General features: G+C 61.4%; 20 protein-coding genes, 1 tRNA gene and 2 pseudogenes. 21 read left to right on the top strand and 2 right to left on the bottom strand.

The annotated features are described in order from the left end of the window. Positions 1 to 12: 12 nt before the first annotated feature. The 13 genes and pseudogenes from J9789_RS10455 to J9789_RS10400 all read left to right on the top strand — a co-directional run. A pseudogene (locus J9789_RS10455) lies at positions 13 to 306 on the top strand (sigma-70 family RNA polymerase sigma factor); the annotation flags it as partial. 126 nt (positions 307 to 432) lie between these two features. Then, positions 433 to 1,635: an iron-containing alcohol dehydrogenase gene (locus tag J9789_RS10450; RefSeq protein ID WP_209345114.1), complete on the top strand. Its 1,203-nt coding sequence runs from the start codon at positions 433 to 435 to the stop codon at positions 1,633 to 1,635. 72 nt (positions 1,636 to 1,707) lie between these two features. Next, positions 1,708 to 2,136 (top strand): 4Fe-4S binding protein, encoded by a 429-nt coding sequence (locus J9789_RS10445; RefSeq protein ID WP_209345113.1) that lies wholly within the window; start codon positions 1,708 to 1,710, stop codon positions 2,134 to 2,136. Beyond that, on the top strand, positions 2,133 to 4,031 hold the full coding sequence (locus J9789_RS10440; RefSeq protein ID WP_209345111.1) for an aldehyde ferredoxin oxidoreductase family protein: 1,899 nt from the start codon (positions 2,133 to 2,135) through the stop codon (positions 4,029 to 4,031). Before J9789_RS10445 ends, J9789_RS10440 begins: the two co-directional genes overlap by 4 nt. Position 4,032: 1 nt before the next feature. Then, positions 4,033 to 4,281, top strand: coding sequence for a MoaD/ThiS family protein (locus J9789_RS10435; protein ID WP_209345109.1), 249 nt, complete (start codon positions 4,033 to 4,035; stop codon positions 4,279 to 4,281). 9 nt (positions 4,282 to 4,290) lie between these two features. Beyond that, positions 4,291 to 5,007, top strand: a complete 717-nt coding sequence (locus J9789_RS10430) for a HesA/MoeB/ThiF family protein (protein ID WP_209345107.1) — start codon at positions 4,291 to 4,293, stop codon at positions 5,005 to 5,007. Positions 5,008 to 5,096: 89 nt separating this feature from the next. Then, positions 5,097 to 5,222, top strand: coding sequence for a hypothetical protein (locus J9789_RS17305; RefSeq protein ID WP_280842681.1), 126 nt, complete (start codon positions 5,097 to 5,099; stop codon positions 5,220 to 5,222). Positions 5,223 to 5,298: 76 nt separating this feature from the next. Then, positions 5,299 to 6,696 carry a recombinase family protein gene (locus J9789_RS10425; RefSeq protein ID WP_209345106.1) on the top strand — a complete coding sequence of 466 codons (1,398 nt, stop codon included), beginning with the start codon at positions 5,299 to 5,301 and terminating at the stop codon, positions 6,694 to 6,696. Between the two features lie 24 nt (positions 6,697 to 6,720). Beyond that, positions 6,721 to 7,212, top strand: a pseudogene (locus J9789_RS10420) (sigma-70 family RNA polymerase sigma factor); the annotation flags it as partial. Positions 7,213 to 7,286: 74 nt separating this feature from the next. Then, positions 7,287 to 8,369, top strand: a complete 1,083-nt coding sequence (locus J9789_RS10415; protein ID WP_209345104.1) for a hypothetical protein — start codon at positions 7,287 to 7,289, stop codon at positions 8,367 to 8,369. A 205-nt stretch (positions 8,370 to 8,574) separates the two neighbouring features. Further along, positions 8,575 to 9,411, top strand: coding sequence for an N-acetylmuramoyl-L-alanine amidase (locus tag J9789_RS10410; protein ID WP_209345102.1), 837 nt, complete (start codon positions 8,575 to 8,577; stop codon positions 9,409 to 9,411). 94 nt (positions 9,412 to 9,505) lie between these two features. After that, positions 9,506 to 9,826 carry a putative heavy metal-binding protein gene (locus J9789_RS10405; protein WP_209345101.1) on the top strand — a complete coding sequence of 107 codons (321 nt, stop codon included), beginning with the start codon at positions 9,506 to 9,508 and terminating at the stop codon, positions 9,824 to 9,826. A 77-nt stretch (positions 9,827 to 9,903) separates the two neighbouring features. Beyond that, on the top strand, positions 9,904 to 10,344 hold the full coding sequence (locus tag J9789_RS10400; RefSeq protein ID WP_209345099.1) for a GNAT family N-acetyltransferase: 441 nt from the start codon (positions 9,904 to 9,906) through the stop codon (positions 10,342 to 10,344). 63 nt (positions 10,345 to 10,407) lie between these two features. Here the strand turns inward: J9789_RS10400 and J9789_RS10395 are convergent, their stop codons facing one another. Next, positions 10,408 to 11,436 carry a S66 peptidase family protein gene (locus tag J9789_RS10395; protein ID WP_209345097.1) on the bottom strand — a complete coding sequence of 343 codons (1,029 nt, stop codon included), beginning with the start codon at positions 11,434 to 11,436 and terminating at the stop codon, positions 10,408 to 10,410. A 125-nt stretch (positions 11,437 to 11,561) separates the two neighbouring features. Continuing rightward, positions 11,562 to 11,648, bottom strand: a tRNA-Leu gene (locus J9789_RS10390). 153 nt (positions 11,649 to 11,801) lie between these two features. Here J9789_RS10390 and J9789_RS10385 point away from each other — a divergent pair. The 8 genes from J9789_RS10385 (at position 11,802) to J9789_RS10350 (ending at position 19,750) form a co-directional block, all read left to right on the top strand. After that, a complete protein-coding gene (locus J9789_RS10385) occupies positions 11,802 to 13,190 on the top strand; it encodes a hypothetical protein (RefSeq protein ID WP_209345095.1) in 1,389 nt (462 codons plus the stop codon). 26 nt (positions 13,191 to 13,216) lie between these two features. Beyond that, positions 13,217 to 13,903 (top strand): response regulator transcription factor, encoded by a 687-nt coding sequence (locus J9789_RS10380; protein ID WP_209345093.1) that lies wholly within the window; start codon positions 13,217 to 13,219, stop codon positions 13,901 to 13,903. 36 nt (positions 13,904 to 13,939) lie between these two features. Beyond that, positions 13,940 to 15,358 (top strand): HAMP domain-containing sensor histidine kinase, encoded by a 1,419-nt coding sequence (locus J9789_RS10375; RefSeq protein WP_245185203.1) that lies wholly within the window; start codon positions 13,940 to 13,942, stop codon positions 15,356 to 15,358. Positions 15,359 to 15,482: 124 nt separating this feature from the next. Further along, positions 15,483 to 16,463, top strand: coding sequence for a DUF1385 domain-containing protein (locus J9789_RS10370; protein ID WP_209345091.1), 981 nt, complete (start codon positions 15,483 to 15,485; stop codon positions 16,461 to 16,463). Positions 16,464 to 16,518: 55 nt separating this feature from the next. Beyond that, complete coding sequence (gene prmC / locus J9789_RS10365) at positions 16,519 to 17,382, top strand: peptide chain release factor N(5)-glutamine methyltransferase (protein WP_209345089.1); 864 nt, start codon at positions 16,519 to 16,521, stop codon at positions 17,380 to 17,382. 43 nt (positions 17,383 to 17,425) lie between these two features. Beyond that, positions 17,426 to 18,538 (top strand): recombinase RecA, encoded by a 1,113-nt coding sequence (recA, locus tag J9789_RS10360; protein WP_209345088.1) that lies wholly within the window; start codon positions 17,426 to 17,428, stop codon positions 18,536 to 18,538. Continuing rightward, positions 18,525 to 19,175 carry a regulatory protein RecX gene (locus J9789_RS10355; protein ID WP_209345084.1) on the top strand — a complete coding sequence of 217 codons (651 nt, stop codon included), beginning with the start codon at positions 18,525 to 18,527 and terminating at the stop codon, positions 19,173 to 19,175. Before recA ends, J9789_RS10355 begins: the two co-directional genes overlap by 14 nt. Further along, positions 19,175 to 19,750 (top strand): nitroreductase family protein, encoded by a 576-nt coding sequence (locus tag J9789_RS10350; protein WP_209345082.1) that lies wholly within the window; start codon positions 19,175 to 19,177, stop codon positions 19,748 to 19,750. The genes J9789_RS10355 and J9789_RS10350 overlap by 1 nt, the downstream gene beginning before the upstream one ends. Positions 19,751 to 19,757 lie beyond the last annotated feature (7 nt).

Below are 19,757 nucleotides of genomic sequence, written 5' to 3'. Positions count from 1 at the left end.
GAGGCACGGCCCATGCAGGGAAAGGTTGAGATCTGCGGCGTCAACACGGCAAAGCTGAAAGTACTGAAGAACGAGGAGACCATGGAGCTGCTCCGGCGGGTGAAGCAGGGAGATATGGAAGCCCGGGAACAGCTCATCGCGGGCAACCTGCGGCTGGTGCTGTCGGTGATCCAGAAATTCTCCAACCGGGGAGAGAACGCCGACGATCTGTTTCAGGTGGGGTGCATCGGTCTCATCAAGGCCATCGATAACTTCAACACCGATCTGGACGTGCGTTTTTCCACATACGGCGTGCCGACGATGGTACACCTGGGGAAAAGATAGGGATGAAAATCCGAACCGGTGGTTTCAGAATCTTGATTCCTAAGTAGCTTGGTGGTAAAATAAAGAAAACAAGCCGCGGACTGCGGACGGTCAGGAGGAGAGGATGTTATGAATACCACCATGTCAAAGCTGAGCATTGCTGTGCGCAAGCCGGTGATCAAGATCGTCACCAAGCCCACGCCGGTGACCTACATTGGTCCGGGCCGCGCCAAGGAGGCGGGCCGTCTGCTGCGGATGCTGGGTGCCAGAAAGGCTCTGGTGATCACCGACTCCTTCCTGCACCAGTCCGGTCTGCTGGATGGTCTGCTGGAGAGCATCCGGGAGGCCGATGTGGAGTATGACGTGTTCGACGGGGTGCAGCCCGACCCCACCTTCGCCATCGTGGCTAATGCCAAGCAGGCCTGTTCCGGCTGTGACGCGGTGGTGGCGGTAGGCGGCGGTTCCGTGCTGGACACCGCCAAGGCGGTGGCTGCCGCCGTGGCCAACCACACCAGCGCCGAGTCCCTGGCTGGTATGCTGAAGGTGCGCCGCCGTCCTCTGCCCTTGATCGCGGTGCCTACCACCGCCGGTACCGGCAGCGAGACCACCGTGGCCGCCATCATCTCGGATACCGCTACCCACAGCAAAAAGCAGCTGCTGGATCCCAAGCTGGTGCCCATGTTTGCCATTCTGGACCCGGAGCTGACGGTGGGCCTGCCCAAGCACACCACCGCCCATACCGCCTTGGATGCCCTGACCCACGCCCTGGAGGCCTATGTGGCGGGCTACGCCGATGAGGAGACCGACCGCCAGGCCCGCATCGCCGTCCGGCTCATCTTCAAGTATCTGCCCAAGGTGCAGGAGGATCCGACGGATCTGGAGGGCCGTGAGGCCTTGCTCACTGCATCCTTCTTTGCGGGTATGGCCTTTACCCGTACCTATGTGGGCTATGTCCACGCCTTTGCCCACACCATCGGCGGCAAGTTCGGCGTGCCCCACGGGCTGGCCAACGCGGTACTGCTGCCCCATATCATGCGCTACTACCTGCCGGTGAGCTACAAGCGGTTTGCCGAGCTGGCCAAGATGCTTGACATCGGCACGCCGGGGGACACCGACCAGGTGCGTGCCACCCGCTTTGTGAAGGTGCTCTACCAGCTCAACCGTCAGCTGGAGATCCCCGCCCGGTTTGAGAAGTTCCCCGCCTCCGCCATCGAGGAGGTCATCGACATGGCCTTCCAGGAGTGCCACGGCACCTACCCGGTGCCCCGGTACTTCACCCGGGAGCACGCCCGCAAGCTGATGGAAGCGGTGTGCGCCAAAGAGGACGCCTGAGGACTGCCACAGCCCGCCCGCCCCGACCGCGGGGCGGGCGGGCTTTTTGATCACAGGGAAGGAGGGCTCTGGATGCCATACCAGATCACACAGGACTGCATCGGCTGCACCCTGTGCGCCAAGAACTGCCCGGTGGGGGCCATTGCCGGAGTGGTAAAGCAGGTACATACCATCGATCCCATCCGCTGCACCCAGTGCGGTGTGTGCGGCCGGGTGTGCCCCCGGGGGGCCATTGAGGGGCCGCTGCCCGGCCTGTGCAGCCAGAAAGTACCCAAGGACCAGTGGCCCAAGCCTCATGTCGACACCAGTCTGTGCACCGCCTGCTCCATGTGCGTGCTGGCTTGCGGGTTTCACTGCCTGTCCATCAGCCTCCCCCGGGAGAAAGGGGACCTGGCGGTCTTTGCCCAGCTGAGCGCACCGGAGAAATGCGTGGGCTGCGGCCTGTGTGCCAAGGCCTGCGGCATTGGGGCCATCACCATGGAAGGAGGGGAGGCGGTATGATCCTGCCGGTCTATGCCCAGGTGGATCTGACCAACGGACGGTGGCGGAAGTGTACCATCTCCGCCAAGCTCTTTGAGCAATATCTGGGGGGCAAGGCCCTGGGGGCTCGCCTGCTTACCGATCTGACCCCAGCGGGGCTGGACCCTCTGAGCCCGGAGGCCATGCTCATTGTCAACACCGGACCCATGAACGACACCGGTGCGCCCAGCTCCAGCCGGTTCAATATGACCTTCAAGAACGTCCTCACCGGCGGCATCGCCTCCTCCAACTGCGGCGGACCCTTCGGTATGCTGCTGAAGAAGGCGGGCTTTGACGGGCTCATCCTGTGCGGCAAGGCCCCGGAACTGAGCATGGTGGTGGTGGAGGACGGCAAGATCCGCATCGAACCCTGTCCCCAGCTCCAGGGCCTGGACACCGAGCGCACCCAGGAGGAGCTGCCGGAGCGGTATGGCAAGCTGGTCATCGGCCCCGCCGGAGAGAACGGGGTGCGCTTTGCCTGCGCCGCCAGCGGCGAGCGAGTGGCCGGGCGCTGCGGCGCCGGAGCCGTTATGGGCAGCAAGAACCTGAAGGCCGTCATCGCTTTCGGTACTCGTGAGGTGGTGAAGGCCGATCCGGAGGGTTTCGAGGCCCATACCCGCAAGTGGGTGAAGCTGCTGAAGAAGCACCCCATGACCGGGGACAGCCTGCCCCGGTATGGCTCGGCGGGCCTGGTAAGCAAGGCCAACGCCTCCGGCGTTCTGCCCACCCGCAACTTCACCCGTGGCCGGTATGAGCACTACGAGGACGTCAGCGGCGAGACTTTGGCGGACACCAAGCTAACCCGCAACAGCGGCTGCGTCAGCTGCCCCATCCGCTGTGAGCGGCGGGTGAAGGTGAAGGGCAAGGACGTGAAGGGCCCGGAGTACGAGACGTTGGGTCTCTTTGGCCCCAATGTGGAAAACAACAATCTGGATCTCATCAATGAGCTGAACTACCAGTGCGACCTGCTGGGCATGGACACCATCTCCCTAGCGGGCACCATCGCCTTCGCCATGGAACTCCAGGAGAAGGGCATGGGCGACTTCGGCCTGAAGCCGGACCAGCCCGACGACCTGCTGCGGGTAGTGGAGGACGTGGCATACCGCCGGGGCCCCGCCGGGGAACTGGCAGTGGGCAGTAAGGTGCTGAGCGAGAAGTACGGCGGCGCCGACTTTGCCATCCACTCCAAGGGCCTGGAGCTGGCCTCCTATGAGCCCCGGCGGAGCGTGGGCATGGGCCTGGGCTACGCCACCGCCAACCGGGGGGGCTGCCACCTGAACGGCGGCTACCTGGCCCTGCTGGAGTCGGTGGGCGTCATCAGCATGGACGCCCAGACCCCCAAGGGCAAGCCGGAGCTGACGGTATTCTTCCAGAACGGCATGGAGGCGGCCTCCGCCGCCGGGTTCTGCCTGTTCACCATGCAGGCCATGATCCCCGGCATTCTGTTCCACTTCGGTCCGGCCAGCTTTGCCTGTCGGGCGGCAGGCACGGGCCTGCTGGCCGCCCGGCCTGTGCTGGGACAGATCTGGAAGTTCATGCCCTGGGCTATGCCCATCAACTGCATGCTGGTGCCCCACAGCAAGTCTATCGCCCTGGCCACCGGCCTGCCCATGACCATCGGCAAATTCTTCACCGTAGGCGAGCGCAGCTACAACGTGGAGCGGCTCTATAATCTGCGGGAGGGCCTGACGGCGGCGGACGACGCCCTGCCCGGACGGCTCACCAAGACCCCGCAGGACCTGGACCGGCCGGACACCGTGGTGCCCCTGGACCAGATGCTGCCGGTGTACTACAAGGTCCGTGGCTGGGACGCCAACGGCGTGCCCACGGCCAAGCGGCTGAAGCACCTGGGCATCCCTCTGCCCAAGGAGGGATAGCATGGCCACAGTGCGCTATCACGGCCGCTTGGCGGAGCTCACCGGCTGCCGGGAGGAGAGCCTGGACGGGGCCAATGTGTCCAAGGTGCTGGATCAGATCAAAAAGCGCCACGGGGCGGAGGCTGGCAAGCTGGCCAAGCGGAGCCACATCCTTGTAGACAAACGCTCTGCCGGAGCGGAAAAGGGCTTTCGTACCCCGGTGGGGGTGGACAGCACCGTGGAATTCATTCCCGTGTGCGGCGGCGGATAGGAGGGCGCTGTGGACCTGGAGCGATACCGACGGCAAGTAGTCATCCCGGAGATCGGGGAAGAGGGCCAGCACAAGCTGGCCGCCTCCTCCGTGCTGGTGGTAGGGGCCGGGGGCCTGGGCGGCCCGCTGCTCTACGCCCTGGCGGGGGCCGGAGTGGGTCGGCTGGTGGTGGTGGACGGCGACACCGTCTCCCTCAGCAACCTGAACCGGCAGTTCCTCTTTGAACAGGACGATTTGGGCCGCCCCAAGGCGGAAGTGGCCGCCCGGCGGCTGTCTGCCTTCAACCCGGAGATCACAGTGGAGGGGATACCCCTCCAACTGGAGGAGCAAAATGCAGCGGAGCTGCTGGCAGGCTGTCAGCTGGCGGTAGCGGCGGTGGATAATCTGCCTGCCCGGCTGGCCCTCAACGCCGCCTGCGCTGGGCGGAACATCCCCCTGATCAACGGCGGGGTGGAGGGTTGGTACGGTTCAGTGCAGGCGGTGGAGTTTGGAAAAACGCCCTGTCTGGCCTGCTGCTATGCCGGAACAGACCCGGAAGTGGGCGGTCAGGCCTTGGGGGCGGTCACCGGCACGGTGGCCTCTCTGATGGCCTCCGTTGCCATCCAGATGCTGTTGGGACACAACCCCATCCCGGGAGAGCTGCTGCTCTATGACGGGAAGCGGATGGCTCTGGAGAAGGTGCCGGTGGAACGCAGCCCCGGCTGCCCCGTATGTGGAAAAGGTTAAAGAAGGACTGGGAATCGGATGATCCGGTTCCCAGTCCTTTTTGTCTGTTTTTTCTCGGAAGTGGGCACACTGAACCAGGAGGCGATACCATGGAAGTGCGGCGCTACGTCAACGGAAAGCAGGTGCCCGGTAAGGGACTGCCCCCTCAGCAGGTGGACAACCCGGTGCTGGTGCGGCTGCTGCGGCAGGCCAGAGCCAGGAGTCAGAAACGGTGATTCCAGGAAAAGGAATTGCGGCAGATAGGTTCCTTCCGGTACAATGGAGCCCATGACACAGCATCAGGAGAGAACCATGACGGAACTTGCGGAACATCAGCCCTTGCGGGCCCTCTATATCCGGGTGTCCACCGAGGCCCAGGCGGAGGAGGGCTACTCCATTCAGGCTCAGACCGAGCGGCTGGAGGCCTACTGCAAGGCCATGGGGTGGACCAACTACCGTTTTTACACCGACGGCGGCTACAGCGGCAGCAACCTGGACCGGCCGGAGATGACCAAACTGATTGCCGACGCCCGGGGCAGGCAGATAGCCACGGTGGTGGTCTTCAAGCTGGACCGGCTGTCCAGAAGTCAGAAGGACACCCTCTACCTCATTGAGGACGTATTTCTGCCCAACGGGGTGGACTTCATCTCCCTCAACGAGAGCATTGACACCTCCACTCCCTATGGCCGGGCCATGATCGGCATTCTGTCCGCCTTCGCTCAGCTGGAGCGGGAAAACATCTACCTGCGTACCCGCATGGGCATGGTGGAGCGAGTGCGGCAGGGCTACTGGATGGGGGGCGGCGGGGTGCCCTTCGGCTACGACTATGACCAGAGTGCCGGTATCCTGGTGCCCAACGCCGATGCTCCCAAGGTGCGGCAGATGTACGACCTCTATCTGAAGGGGTGGTCCGCCCAGCGGATCGCCGATCTGCTGGGGCTGAAATACGATAAGCTGGTGACCCAGATCCTCACCCGTAAGAGCAACATCGGCATCATCACCTACAAGGGGGAGGAGTACAAGGGGCTCCACCAGCCCATCGTACCGGAGGAGCTGTTCTACCTGGTCCAGGACCGGATGCGGGACCGGGCGGTGAAGAACCGCACCGCCGCCGGAGGGCGGCACCTGCTCACCGGGCTGGTGTACTGCGGCGCCTGCGGGGCCCGGATGCGGTACATCCGCTGGGGCAAGAACGGCTATAAACTGCGCTGCTATGGCCGGGACCCCTCCAAGCCCCACATGAAGAAGGGGGCCAACTGCCAGGCGGAGGCGGTGTGGGCGGAGGACCTGGAAGAGCAGGTGCTTCGGGATTTGTTTCAGGTGTCTGCCCGGCTGGGGGAGGGGGGTGACCCGCTGCCCGATCCCCTGGCCCAGCTGGAGGGGGAGATGGATAAGCTGGAGAGCAAGCTGCGGCGGCTCTACCAGCTCTTTGCCGAGGGGGAGGACCCGGTGCTGGTGGATGAGGTGCGCCAGGTGCGGCGGCAGCTGGAGCTACTGCGGAAGGAGCACGCCGCCGAGGAGGCCACCCGCCGCCGGGCCGCCCGGCTGGAGGACCTGCGGGAGCAGGCCGCCGGCATCCGGGAGGCCTGGCCATGCCTGACCCCGGAGGAGCGGCAGGCGGTGATCCGGGACTGTGTGGAGCGCATTGTGGTGGACGGCCCCAAGGTGGAGATCTACTACACCTTTTTGCAGCAGGGGGATCATTTATAGGCGGTTTTCCCCAATCCTATGCTCATGCCGATGATCGTTGGGGAAATCCGCCGCTATCTCCGGGACAATTCCTCCCTCCGGGTGTCCCGTTCCATGCGGGATACCGCCTACCGGGTGCTTCAGGCCAAGGAGAAGTTCATGAATGAACACCAGCGGGAGCCCAGCATTGAGGAGATCGCTAAGATGCTGGAGCTGAAGCGGGAGGAGGTAGTCTTTGCCCTGGACGCCATCGTGGACCCGGTGTCCCTCTATGAGCCGGTGTATGAGCACGGCGGAGACACCATCTGCGTCATGGACCAGGTGAAGGACTCCAAAAACACCGATGAGAGCTGGCTGGAGCACATCGCCCTGAAGGAGGCCATGGAGCGGCTTACCGACCGGGAGAAGCGGATATTGCGGATGCGCTTTTTCGAGGGCAAGACCCAGATGGAGGTGTCCGCCGAGGTGGGTATCTCCCAGGCACAGGTGTCAAGATTGGAAAAAAGTGCAATAAATCGGATTAAAAAGGATCTCTGAAGAACCGATTGCGTATCTGAAAGGGCCATGATACAATGAAGGGGAGAAAACGACGGAAAGGAGTTCTGATCCCCATGAGCTTTGTGCTTCCGCAGTATCATGCCCCTGATTTTGACCAGCCTCTGTTCCAGAACGCCCCCAGTGTGACCTTCAGCCCCGCGCCCCGGGACGGTGTGGCCCCGGAGGGCTACCATGCCACCAGTATCTTCCCGGAATACTTCAAGGTGAACGGTGATTGGCTGCTGGCCGAGGAGAGCCGCATGGACTGTGTGGCCGTCCTGCGGGAGGGCCGGATCGCCGTGGTGGAATTCCGCAACCTGAAAGAAGGAGAGCCGGTGGTAGTGGGCCGGACGGAGGATGCCTCCCAGGGCATCTATATCCACGCCGACGGCTTTGAGAGCGACAAGGGGGAGCAGGAGACTTTCTCCTTCCGCCAGGGCCGCTCCCGGGAGACCGCCTACTCCATGGATTATGACTCCATTTATGAGCTGCTCAAGCATGAGAAGGACCACGGCCGCATCCTGTGGGTCATGGGTCCCGCCTGTGCCTTTGACCATGATGCCCGGGACGCCTTTGCCGCCCTGGTGCGCGGGGGCTATGTCCACGGCCTGCTGGCGGGCAATGCCCTGGCCACCCACGACCTGGAGGCGGGCTATCTCCGTACTGCTCTGGGTCAGGATATCTATACCCAGAAGAGCATGCCCAACGGCCACTACAATCACATCGACACCATTAACGCTGTCCGACTGGCGGGCTCCACTGCCGCCTTCGTCCACTCCGGTAAGGTGAAGGACGGCATCATCTACGAGTGCGTCAACCACGATGTGCCCTTCGTGCTGGTGGGCTCCGTCCGGGATGACGGCCCCCTGCCTGAGGTCTACGGCAACGTGTACGAGGGCCAGGACGCCATGCGTGCCTTGGTGAAGGACGCCACCACCGTCATCTGTATGGCCTCTACTCTCCATACGGTGGCTACCGGCAACATGACCCCCTCCTACCGTGTGGTGGACGGGGTGGTGCGTCCGGTGTATTTCTACTCGGTGGACGTGTCCGAGTTCGCAGTGAACAAGCTGCGGGACCGTGGCAGTCTGTCGGTACGCACCATCGTCACCAACGTCCAGGACTTTGTGGTCAATGTCCGCAAGGGCGTGATGTAACAGACAGAAGAATGACCACCTTCGGATGTTCGGATCCGAAGGTGGTCATTTTTTGTGCGGCGGCAAAAAAATTTTTGGGGATTGACGGAGAATCCGGTCATGCATTATCCTTTTTTGTGGGACGGGTGGGCACCACCATGACCAGCCGCAGAGGCCGACGCACCTGTTCCCACCTACCGGCGCGGCAGAACCAGGAGACTACTACATGGAGATACAGAATAAAAACCGACAGGGGGCGGAAAATGCCCCAGATCCATCTGTACCCCCCAAGAAAAAGCGCAGACGGCGGAAGCAGGGGCGGCAGCTGCTGCTGGCATATGCCATCCGCGGCCTGATGGTGTTGGCAGCGGTCCTGTGCGTTGTTTTGGCGGTCCAGGGTGTACGTTTCCTCATTTCGCTGTCCTCCCCGACGGAGGCACAGGTGGATACGGGAGAGAATACCGGCGGACAGGACATACAGACCGGCGGAGAGCCGGAACCAGTGGAATATACCATCCAGCCCCGTGGACTTACAGTGGTATTGGACCCGGGCCATGGCGGAGCGCAGCCGGGCTGTGTGATTGGTGATCTGGAGGAGAAGGACATCGCCATGTCCATCACCCAGCAGCTGAAGGGAGAACTGGAGCTGCTTGGTTTTGATGTGGTGCTGACCCGCAGCACTGACGCGGATGTGGACTTGTCGGAGCGGGCCAGGATCGCCAATGAGGCGGAGGGAGACTGCTTTGTCAGCATCCACTGCAACTCCTACGAGGATGACTCAGTGTCCGGCCTGGAGTGCTACTATTTCCGGTCGGAGGCGGGCGAGCAGCTGGCGGAGCTCATCTCCAAGGCCACTGACGAAAGTAATATCGATACCCGGGAGGTCAAAGAGGGGAACTTCCAGGTGCTGCGGGAGACCGTTATGCCCTCTGTGCTCATCGAGGTGGGCTACATGACCAATCCGGAGGAGCTGGCCAGTTTGGCCTCCCAATCTTATCAGCAGACCCTGGCCCAGGCCATTGCGGAAGGAATCGTGGAGATGATGGAGGGCCAGCCCGCCTAAAAAGCGGAGCCTGTCTTTTCAAAGGCATGGAGCTGTGATACAATCGGCCTGTAACGTCCGGGCGTAAACCTGTTTATGAAAGGGGCATCAAGCTATGATTGTCACTACCACGCCCTCGGTGGAGGGTCGTACCATCCGTACCTATCAGGGCATCGTATTTGGCGAAGTGGTCTCCGGTGTGGACTTTTTCCGGGATTTTGGCGCGGGCCTGCGCAATTTCTTCGGCGGCCGGAGCGCCGGCTATGAGGAGGAACTTCAGAAGGCCCGGGAAGAGGCCATCGCGGAGATGTGCGACCGGGCGGCCAAGCTGGGTGCCGACGCTGTGGTCGGCGTGGATGTGGACTATGAGGTGCTGGGCGCCAACAACGGCATGCTGATGGTCAGCGTCTCAGGCACAGCGGTACAGCTGGATTGAACCGGACAGATATTGTGACAGAAGGGAAGTAGGAGTACGTGGAAGCAATTTGCATACGGCCTATGGAGGACAGCCAGGTGGCGGATGTCTCGGCTCTGATCGGACGGGTCCTGCTGGAGGTCAACATCCGGGACTACCCCAGAGAGGCCCTGGAGGAATTTGTGGAGTACTACAGCCCGGAAGGCGTGGCTGCAATTCCGCAGAAGGGCGGCCACAGCTATGTGGCCATGCTGGGCGAGGAACTGCTGGCCTGCGGTTCGGTAGTGCCGGTAGAAGGCCATCCCGATGAGGCCATGATTCAGGCCCTGTTCGTCCGGCCCGACTGGGAGGGCAAGGGGGTTGGCAGACAGCTGGTGCAGACCCTGGAGGCCGATCCCATGTTCCGGGCCGCCCGGCGGGTGATCGTCTCCGCCTCCCTCACGTCCCATGAGTTTTACCTCAAGCTGGGCTACCGGTACGAGAATAACGTCAAGGTGTGCGAGGACCACGACCACTACTGGATGGAAAAGTTCAACTGACACAAAAGAGCCCGCCTTCGGCTTAAGCCGAAGGCGGGCTCTTTGATTGCAAATACGTATAGCTCAAGGCTCAAAGCAAATCACTTGCTTATTTGTATCAACAACTGCGTGAACGCCAAACGGAAGGATGCATCTGGGCTGTGCGTGGCCAATGTTTATATTACATACGATGGGCAGGTTCGGGTCGGCAATCACATCCACCAGGATTTGCTTATATTCCTGGGCGTATGTCTCATCCATTGGTTTGCCGATCAGAACACCGGAGACCATATGGAAAACGCCTGCTTCTTTTAGTGCCTCGATGGCCTTTCTGTACGTGGGAGGAGGCATTTTTTCCTCGCTGGATTCCAACAGAAGGATCTTGCCGGCCCATTCCTCCCTTTGGGGGAACAGTTCGTACTTCCTGCACAGCAGCGGCATATCCGCATAGCGGTCTGAGCTGAAACAATCATAGATGGAGTCAATACAACCACCCAGGATCTCGCCGGAAAAAACAGGACTGCCTTGCAGCAATTCAAAGCCATGGTCAGGGTGGGACTTCAGCGGTGTGCCGATTTGATCCGTACCAAAAGAGGTTCTCTCTTCATACCAGATGGGGCTGGGCCGGATCTCCTTGATGGTTCCGGTGGCAATCAATTCTTCAAAATAGGTTCTTGTATAGGGGAGCATATCCTTGCCCAGTTCACAAACATCCGCAAGAAATGACTGCCCATAAAAAGTCTGGAGACCAACTTTGTGAAGCATGAAGTGGTTGATGGTGGTATCAGAAAAACCGAGAAAGATTTTGTTTGAAACCGCCGTTGCCAATTCATTGTGTTCAAACAGATACGGAAGCAGCCGGTAGGTGTCGTCGCCACCGATGGCGCAGAGGATCATATCAATGTCCTGGTCCTGAAAGGCTTGGATCAAATCGGCCGCACGCTCGGCAGGGTGGTTTTTGACGTATTCGATTCCTTCCAGGGCGTGAGGCATAAAGCGAACGGTCAGCCCCAAGTCTTTTAACCTCTGTATGCCGATCTCCACCTCGTGCTTTACAAAATCTTCTCCGATTGTTCCGGCAGACAAGCTGACAATTGCAATGGTTTGAATCATAATAATTTCCCCTCTTTTGTGCGTTAAGAAACGGCATTAGGAGTAAAAAACTGGCGTTAGAGGTTGCCATCAAGTTTGAAATGCATATAAAAAGACGTGGTCGCAAAGCATGCTTTGCGACCACGTGGTGCCGGTGACCGGACTCGAACCGGTACGCTGTCGCCAGCGGTGGATTTTGAGTCCACTACGTCTACCAATTCCATCACACCGGCAGGTGCCCCAAGTTGGGCTGAAAAGTATTATACACGACTTGCCGGCAATTGACAAGCCCTCACGCTCCAATAAATTCGGAAAACGGCATACCATTTCCCTGAGAGATGTGTTATGATAACAATATTGAAAACTCCCATGGAGGGCGAAGCAACATGAAAAAATTCAGACTGCTCCTGGCGGTGGGAATGCTCCTGCTGCTGACGGGCTGTTTTTCGCAATCGGTGGAGGAGTTGTACGCGCCGCCTAGAGCGCCGGACGACTACCTGAAGCTGGACAACAAGATCAATGAGGTACTCAGCGCCGGGGGCGAATATGCCGCCCCGCTCACCGGAGAATACACCCAGAAGGTACAGCTCCAGGACCTGGACGGCGACGGGGTACAGGAGGCCATCGCCTTCTTCCGTGTGACCTCGTCGGAGCGGCCTCTGAAGATCTATATCTATCGCCAGACCGGCGACAACTACGAGGTGGCCGCTATCATCGAGGGCGAGGGCTCGGCCATCAACTACGTGGCCTATGCAAATCTGGACGACAGCCCCAGCAAGGAGATCATTGTCAGCTGGCAGATGATGAGCGACCAGAACCACTCTCTGGCGGCCTACTCCATCCACAACGACCACGTTCTGGAGCTGATGCGCACCAGCTACACCAGCTTCCAGGTGTGCGACCTGGACCGGGACAGCCAGGATGAGATTGTGGTGGTCCAGACCGGAGCTACGGATGAGAGCAACCGGGTGGAGTTCTATAACTATCGGGACGGGATGCTGGAGCTGGATTCCAGTGCCCCCCTGTCCCACAATGTTACTGGTCTGCCCGACGGCGGGGTCAAGACAGGCTACCTGCAGGACAACATCCCGGCAGTCTTTGTCAGCTCCACCTATGGCCACAGCGGCACATCCCAGAGCTATACAGATACCACCTACAGCGAGTCCGGCCATATTACCGATATTTTTGCCTGGAAGAACGGGCGGATTCAGAATATCACGCTGAACCCCGAAACGGGGGAGAGTGACAGTACCATTCGGTGGTACACCGCTGTGTCGGCCAAGGACATCAACAACGACGGAATTCTGGAACTGCCCGATCCCTACGCGCTGCCCGATCCCAGCAGCACCAGCATCGCGGTCAACTTCTGGGCCATCCGCTGGCGGCAGTATGACATCAACGGACAGTCCCATCTGGTCTTTACCACCTATTACAACGACCGGGATGGCTGGTACTTCATTCTGCCCGACGCCTGGGACGGCAAGATCACCGTCTCACGCAACGACGTGGCTGGCGGCGGCGAACGGGCGGTCCTCTTCTCCTACTGGGAGGGGGATTCCAGCGAAGACCCGACGCCCTTCCTGGTCATCTATACCCTCAGCGGAGACAACCGGTACATGCGGGCCAATATGTCGGGCCGCTTCCGGCTGCTGGAGGAAGTCGGAGAAAGCGATACTATCTACGCCGCCCGCTTTATCCAGAACGACTGGGACTGCGGACTGGATGAGGGCGGCGTCAAATCACATTTTGCCCTGATCACCAATGATTGGTCCTGACGGACCTGAGAGAAGGAGGGAACGGGATGAAAAAGGTACTCGTGCTGGAGGACGAGGCCAACATCCGCAGTTTTGTGGTTATCAACCTGAAACGGGCCGGTTATGAGGCCATTGAAGCGGAGACCGGCGAGGAGGCTCTGGCCCAGCTCAAGCGCAACCCGGATATCAAGGTGGCGCTGCTGGATATCATGCTGCCCGACATGGACGGCTTTGAGGTCTGCCGCCGCATCCGGGCCGGGGACAACAACATCGGCATTATCATGCTCACCGCCCGCACCCAGGAGATGGACAAGGTCACCGGCCTGATGACCGGCGCCGACGACTATGTGACCAAGCCCTTTTCCCCTGCGGAGCTGACGGCCCGCATTGACGCGCTCTACCGGCGTACCGGCGGGGCGGACGCGGTGGACACCGGCGAGATCAGCCAGCCGCCCTTCCTGCTCAACACCCGCAACCGTACCCTGGAGAAGAACGGACAGCGGGTCAAGCTGACCCAGGTGGAGTATTCCATCATGAAGCTGTTTATGGACAACCCGGGCAAGGCCCTGTCTCGTGAGGAGATCCTGGACTCTGTGTGGGGCCGGGACTACTTCGGCGAGCTGAAGATCGTGGACGTGAACATCCGCCGCCTGCGGATCAAGATCGAGGACGATCCCACCAATCCTACCTTTATCACCACGGTCTGGGGCTACGGCTACAAGTGGGGATTCTAACCTTTATTCTTCCACCAGGTGGTGAATGATCGACTTATGAAAAAAATCAAAGGCATCCGCGGCATCCGAAAGCGGTGGATGGTAAACTCCATCAGCGTGGTACTGTTTATCGTGCTGCTGGCGGTAACCGCTTTTTCCGCCGCCATGGGCAGCTACTACTACTCCACCCTGAGCGAGTCCCTCTCCCAGAAGGCGGAAAGCGCGGTGCGCAGCTTCAACTATTACCGGACCACCGGTGACTCCTACTATGAATATGCCCGTACCCTGGTGGGCGGCGATCAGTCCAGCGATCAGCTGGAGGTGGAGTTCCTGGACGCCAGCGGCAAGATCCGCTACTCCAGCTCCGACCTGACCGCCTTCCGGTCCCCCGGCACGCCGGATATCGAGCGGGCCCTGAGTCTGGGCCGGACCGAGGTGTGGTCGGGTTCCGACCCCAGCACCGGGGAGCACATCATGGCGGCCTCCAGCCCCCTTATCATCAATGGTGAGGTGGTGGGCGCCATGCGCTATGTGACCTCCCTGCGCAATGTGGACTGGCAGATCGTCATCGTGGTGGCCATCGCCCTGGGCGTAGGGCTGGTTATTCTGGCCTTCGTCTACTTTTCCAACCTGTATTTCGTCCGCTCCATCGTGGAGCCGGTGTCCGGCATCACCGACACCGCCAAGCGCATTGCTGCCGGCTCCTACGGTGTGCAGATCGAGAAGCAGTTTGACGATGAGATTGGCGACCTCACCGACGCCATCAACGACATGTCCCTGAAAATCAACCAGAGCGAGAAGATGAAGAACGAGTTCATCTCCTCGGTGTCCCATGAGCTGCGGACCCCTCTAACTGCCATCAACGGCTGGGCCGAGACCATTATGAACGGCGAGGTGCGGGACAGCTCCGACGTGAAGAAGGGTATGGGTATCATCGTGTCCGAGGCCCGCCGCCTGACCAACATGGTGGAGGAGCTGCTGGAGTTCTCCCGCATCCAGGACGGCCGTTTCACCCTGTCGGTGGAGCCCATGGACATCAAGGCCGAACTGGAGGATGCGGTGTACACCTACCGGGAATTCTTCCGCCGAGAGGGCATTGAGCTCAACCACTTCGACTGTGAGGAGGAGTTCCCCCCCATCGCCGGCGACCCGGAGCGGCTGCGGCAGGTGTTCTGCAACCTGCTGGACAACGCCGCCAAGCACGGCGGCTCCGGCAAGCGCATCGACACCGCCATCTTCCGGGAGGCGGACCAGGTGGTCATCACCATCCGGGACTACGGCCCCGGCATCCCGGAGGAGGAGCTGCCCCACGTCAAGTATAAGTTCTACAAAGGCTCCTCCAAGGCCAGAGGCTCCGGCATCGGCCTTGCCGTCTGCGACGAGATCGTCAGCCGCCATGAGGGCACGCTGGAGATCGGAAACGCGGAAGGGGGCGGATGTATCGTCACCGTCCGTCTGCCCATCCAGCCCCAGTGATGAGAGTTGGAAGAATCAAACATTTGTTCTAAAAAAGAGACCCGCACCCCTTGCAATCGGGGTGCGGGTCTGATACAATATATAGGATAAATCCCATTTTAACAGCAAGGAGAACAGTGACTCAATGTCAAATGAGACAAATCGTGCCTGTGCGACGCCGTATAAGACCATGATTGGCGGCCAGGCCCTGATCGAGGGCATCATGATGCTGGGGCCGGAGAAGAAGGCCGTAGTGGTCCGTAAGCCTGACGGTGAGCTGGCTGAGCAGGTGGAGGAGCGGGTACTCATCAAGGACAAGCACCCGCTGCTTGGCGTGCCCTTTATCCGGGGCGTGTTTAACTTCTGCTCCTCCATGGCCAACGGTGTCAAGGCCCTGATGTATTCCGCCTCCTTTATGCCGGAGGACGAGGAAGAGCCGGAGGACCCCTCCAAATTTGAGCAATGGCTGGACAAGCACCTGGGCAGCGAGAAGGCGGCCTCTGCGCTGGTCACGGTGGCGGTGGCTCTGGGTATCCTCTTCTCGGTGGGCCTCTTTATTCTGCTGCCCACCGCTCTGGTGGGTGTGCTGGGACAGTTCGTGCCCCTGGCCATGTGGCTGCGCAACCTGCTGGAGGGTGTGGTAAAGGTGGTCATCTTTATGGGCTATTTGATTCTGTGCTCCCACATGAAGGACATCCACCGGGTGTTCCAGTACCACGGAGCGGAACACAAGACCATCTTCTGCTATGAGCACGGCCTGCCGTTGACGGTGGAGAATGTGCGCAAGCAGCCCCGCCACCATCCCCGCTGCGGTACCAGCTTCCTCTTTGTGGTCATCGTGGTGAGCATTTTGCTGTCCAGTGTGGTTTTTTCCTTTGTGGAGGTGACCAATACCTTCCTGCGGATGGGCCTGCACCTGCTGATGCTGCCGGTGATCGTCAGCCTGACCTATGAATTTAACCGCCTGGTGGGCCGCTACGACAACTGGTTCACCCGGCTGGTTACCGCTCCCGGCATGTGGCTCCAGAACTGGACTACCTTTGAGCCGGACGACTCCATGATCGAGGTGGGCATCCGGGCCTTTACTCTGGTGCTGCCGGAGGAACAGGGCAAGGATCAGTGGTAACACGCCAAGAGGCGTTTTGAGAGAGAAACAAAGAGAGACGAGGAGTGGTTTCGATATGGCGACCACCTACAACAACCTCTACCTGGACGCGCGCCATCGCCTGCGGGAGGCTGGTGTGGAAGGTGCTCAGCTGGAGGCGCGGGAGCTGGTGTGCGCCGCTGCCGGCAAGAGCCGGGAGCAGTACTACCGGGATATGGCGCTCTATGCCTCCGACGCGGTGGAGGAGAAGCTGAAAACCCTGGTGGAGCGGCGTCTGGCCGGAGAGCCGGTGGCCTACATCATCGGAGAGTGGGAGTTTTACGGCCTGACCCTGGCGGTGAATCGGGATGTGCTCATTCCCCGCATGGACACTGAGCTGCTGGCCGAGCGGGCCATCCTGCTGGCACGGGCCGCCGGAGAGGGCGCCCGGGTGCTGGACCTGTGTGCCGGCAGCGGCTGCGTGGGTCTGGCGGTGGCCTCCAACGTGCCCGACTGCCGGGTGGTGCTGGCCGACCTCAGCGAGGCGGCCCTTAAGACCTGCAAGCAGAACATCCGTCGGTGCGACCTGAACGCCCGGGTGACCTGTTTCCAGGCCGACGCCCTTCAGCCCCCCGACGGGGCTTTATGGGACTTTGACGTGATCGCCTGCAATCCCCCCTATATCCCCACTGGGGACATTGCCGGGCTGGACAAGTCCGTGCGGGACTATGAGCCCCGCTCCGCCCTGGATGGGGGCGCCGACGGACTGGACTTCTACCGGGCCATTGCCAGCCAGTGGGCTCCGGCCCTGCGGCTGGGCGGCTCCCTCCTCTTTGAGGTGGGCATCGGCCAGGCCAACGATGTGGAGCAGCTGCTGATCGAGCACGGATTTTCCGACGTGCGCTCCAGTCAGGACACCCAGGGCATCTGGCGTGTGGTGGAAGGTGTTATGAATCGGTAAGGGCGGGGCCGCCGGGCCCGCCGTGAAAGGATGCGAGATACACATGGCAGACAAGAAGAAAGCTGTGGTGGAGAGCGCTGCTCCCGCCTCGGATAAGAAGAAGGCCCTGGAGACCGCCATGGCCCAGATCGAGAAGGCCTATGGTAAGGGCTCCATCATGCGCCTGGGCGACAACGCCGACATCGTGGTGGAGGCCATCCCCACCGGCTCCCTGTCCCTGGATCTGGCGCTGGGCATCGGCGGCGTTCCCAAGGGCCGAATCATTGAGATCTACGGTCCCGAGTCCTCCGGTAAGACCACTCTGGCCCTCCACATTGTGGCCGAGGCCCAGAAGCGGGGCGGCGAGGTGGCCTTCATCGACGCCGAGCACGCCCTGGACCCCTACTATGCCCGGGCTCTGGGCGTGGATATCGACTCCATGCTCATCTCCCAGCCGGACACCGGCGAGCAGGGCCTGGAGATCTGTGAGGCTCTGGTCCGCTCCGGCGCCATTGACGTGGTGGTGGTGGACTCGGTGGCAGCCTTGACCCCCCGTGCGGAGATCGAGGGCGACATGGGTGACTCCCACGTGGGCCTGCTGGCCCGTCTGATGAGCCAGGCCCTGCGCAAGCTGGCCGGCTCCATCGCCAAGACCAACTGCGTGGTCATCTTCATCAATCAGCTGCGTGAGAAGGTGGGCGTCATGTACGGCAACCCGGAGGTCACCACCGGCGGCCGCGCCCTGAAGTTCTACGCCTCCGTCCGTATGGATGTGCGCCGGGTGGAGTCCCTGAAGAACGGCTCCGAGATCATCGGCAACCGGACCCGGGTCAAGGTGGTCAAGAACAAGGTTTCTCCTCCCTTCAAGGAGGCGGAATTTGATATCATGTACGGCGAAGGCATCTCCAAGGTGGGCGAGATCCTGGATCTGGCCACCAAGCTGGACCTGGTGCAGAAGTCGGGCTCCTGGTTCGCCATGGGCGAGACCCGTCTGGGTCAGGGCCGCGACGCCGCTAAGCAGTACCTGAAGGACAACCCGGAGGTGTGCGACCGGCTGGAGGCCGACATCCGCAAGAACTCCTACAAGCTGATGAGCAGCCAGGCTCGGGCCGCCGCCCGCGCCGCCGGCCGTGCGGTGGATGTGTCCGCCGAGGATTTTGAGGATGCGGATCAGTAAGCTGGCCCCCTCCCAGCGGGTGGCAGGCCGCTGGCTGTGCCACCTGGAGGACGGGACCATCCTGCGTATCACGGAAAATGAGATCGTGGCCTTTGGCCTGTGCTCCGGTCTGGAGCTGACCACAGAGCAGCTGGAGGCGGTGGAGCGTGCCGCCAAAGCCGCCGCGGTGCGGGACAAGGCTATGGACCTGCTGGCTGCCCGGCCCCTATCCCGGAAGGAGCTGGTGGACAAGCTGACTGCCCGGCCGCGGAACAAGGATAAGGAGCCCCTGGCCGACCGGGAGACCGCCGAGGCGGCCGCCGACCGGCTGGAGGAGCTGGGCTATCTGAACGACGAGAGCTATGCCCGCACGGTGGCCGACCACTATGCCGCCAAGGGCTGGGGGCCTTCCCGTGTCCGGGAGGAGCTCTACCGCCGAGGCGTGCCCCGGGAATACTGGGACGGCGCCCTGGAGGACCTGGACGCCCCCGACGATGCCATCGACACCTTTTTGCAGAAAAAACTCCGGGGGGCGGATCTCACCGACCCCAAGACCTACCAGCGCGCCGCCAATGCGCTGGCCCGCCGGGGCTTCCGGTGGGAGGATATCAAGGAGGGCCTGCGCCGGTACGGCGCGGCCATGGAGGAGGAATTCTGATGGACACCCGCGAGGCCCTGATGACCCGCCGCAGCATCCGCCGCTACAAGGCTGACCCCATTCCGGAGAGCGATCTGAAGGAGATCCTGGAGGCTGGGCTGGCCGCGCCCTCTGCCATCAATCTGCAGCACTGGTACTTCGTTGCCGTCCAGAGCCCGGAGGCGCTGGAGAAGGTGCGGCAGATCATGGGCGGGGTGGTGGAGAAGTTCACCCCGGTGCTGGAGCAGCGCTTTGCCCGCCATCCGGAACAGGTGGGCATCACCAACAAGTTCCTGTCCACCCTGGGAGGCGCGCCGGTGTGCGTGCTGGTGTTCCTCTTGAAACCCGACTATCCCGACCGGGACGGCGCCATGCAGAGCGTGTCCGCCGCCATTGAAAATGTACTGCTGGCCGCCTGGGACAAGGGCATCGGCTCCTGCTGGCTGTCCGCCCCCCAGCGGATGGGTTTCGGCCCTGCCTTCCAGAGCCGCTTCGCCCCCGACAAGGGAGAGTTTGTGGCCGCCATTACCCTGGGCTATCCAGATCAGCAGCCCAAGATGCCGCCCCGCCGTGAGGGCAGATATACCATCGTGTAAGGAGGCA

Origin of the sequence: Flavonifractor sp. AGMB03687 (genome assembly GCF_017811815.1) — a bacterium.
GTDB lineage: Bacteria > Bacillota > Clostridia > Oscillospirales > Oscillospiraceae > Flavonifractor.
This window is presented reverse-complemented; position numbering and strand designations above follow the sequence as displayed.

What these genes read in the sequence shown, in the direction of transcription:
- J9789_RS10450 (WP_209345114.1), top strand. Translation starts at nt 433, where the DNA reads ATGAATACCACCATGTCAAAGCTGAGCATTGCTGTGCGCAAGCCGGTG.
- J9789_RS10445 (WP_209345113.1), top strand. Translation starts at nt 1,708, where the DNA reads ATGCCATACCAGATCACACAGGACTGCATCGGCTGCACCCTGTGCGCC.
- J9789_RS10440 (WP_209345111.1), top strand. Translation starts at nt 2,133, where the DNA reads ATGATCCTGCCGGTCTATGCCCAGGTGGATCTGACCAACGGACGGTGG.
- J9789_RS10435 (WP_209345109.1), top strand. Translation starts at nt 4,033, where the DNA reads ATGGCCACAGTGCGCTATCACGGCCGCTTGGCGGAGCTCACCGGCTGC.
- J9789_RS17305 (WP_280842681.1), top strand. Translation starts at nt 5,097, where the DNA reads ATGGAAGTGCGGCGCTACGTCAACGGAAAGCAGGTGCCCGGTAAGGGA.
- J9789_RS10425 (WP_209345106.1), top strand. Translation starts at nt 5,299, where the DNA reads ATGACGGAACTTGCGGAACATCAGCCCTTGCGGGCCCTCTATATCCGG.
- J9789_RS10415 (WP_209345104.1), top strand. Translation starts at nt 7,287, where the DNA reads ATGAGCTTTGTGCTTCCGCAGTATCATGCCCCTGATTTTGACCAGCCT.
- J9789_RS10410 (WP_209345102.1), top strand. Translation starts at nt 8,575, where the DNA reads ATGGAGATACAGAATAAAAACCGACAGGGGGCGGAAAATGCCCCAGAT.
- J9789_RS10405 (WP_209345101.1), top strand. Translation starts at nt 9,506, where the DNA reads ATGATTGTCACTACCACGCCCTCGGTGGAGGGTCGTACCATCCGTACC.
- J9789_RS10395 (WP_209345097.1), bottom strand. Translation starts at nt 11,436, where the DNA reads ATGATTCAAACCATTGCAATTGTCAGCTTGTCTGCCGGAACAATCGGA.
- J9789_RS10385 (WP_209345095.1), top strand. Translation starts at nt 11,802, where the DNA reads ATGAAAAAATTCAGACTGCTCCTGGCGGTGGGAATGCTCCTGCTGCTG.
- J9789_RS10380 (WP_209345093.1), top strand. Translation starts at nt 13,217, where the DNA reads ATGAAAAAGGTACTCGTGCTGGAGGACGAGGCCAACATCCGCAGTTTT.
- J9789_RS10375 (WP_245185203.1), top strand. Translation starts at nt 13,940, where the DNA reads ATGAAAAAAATCAAAGGCATCCGCGGCATCCGAAAGCGGTGGATGGTA.
- J9789_RS10370 (WP_209345091.1), top strand. Translation starts at nt 15,483, where the DNA reads ATGTCAAATGAGACAAATCGTGCCTGTGCGACGCCGTATAAGACCATG.
- prmC (WP_209345089.1), top strand. Translation starts at nt 16,519, where the DNA reads ATGGCGACCACCTACAACAACCTCTACCTGGACGCGCGCCATCGCCTG.
- recA (WP_209345088.1), top strand. Translation starts at nt 17,426, where the DNA reads ATGGCAGACAAGAAGAAAGCTGTGGTGGAGAGCGCTGCTCCCGCCTCG.
- J9789_RS10355 (WP_209345084.1), top strand. Translation starts at nt 18,525, where the DNA reads ATGCGGATCAGTAAGCTGGCCCCCTCCCAGCGGGTGGCAGGCCGCTGG.
- J9789_RS10350 (WP_209345082.1), top strand. Translation starts at nt 19,175, where the DNA reads ATGGACACCCGCGAGGCCCTGATGACCCGCCGCAGCATCCGCCGCTAC.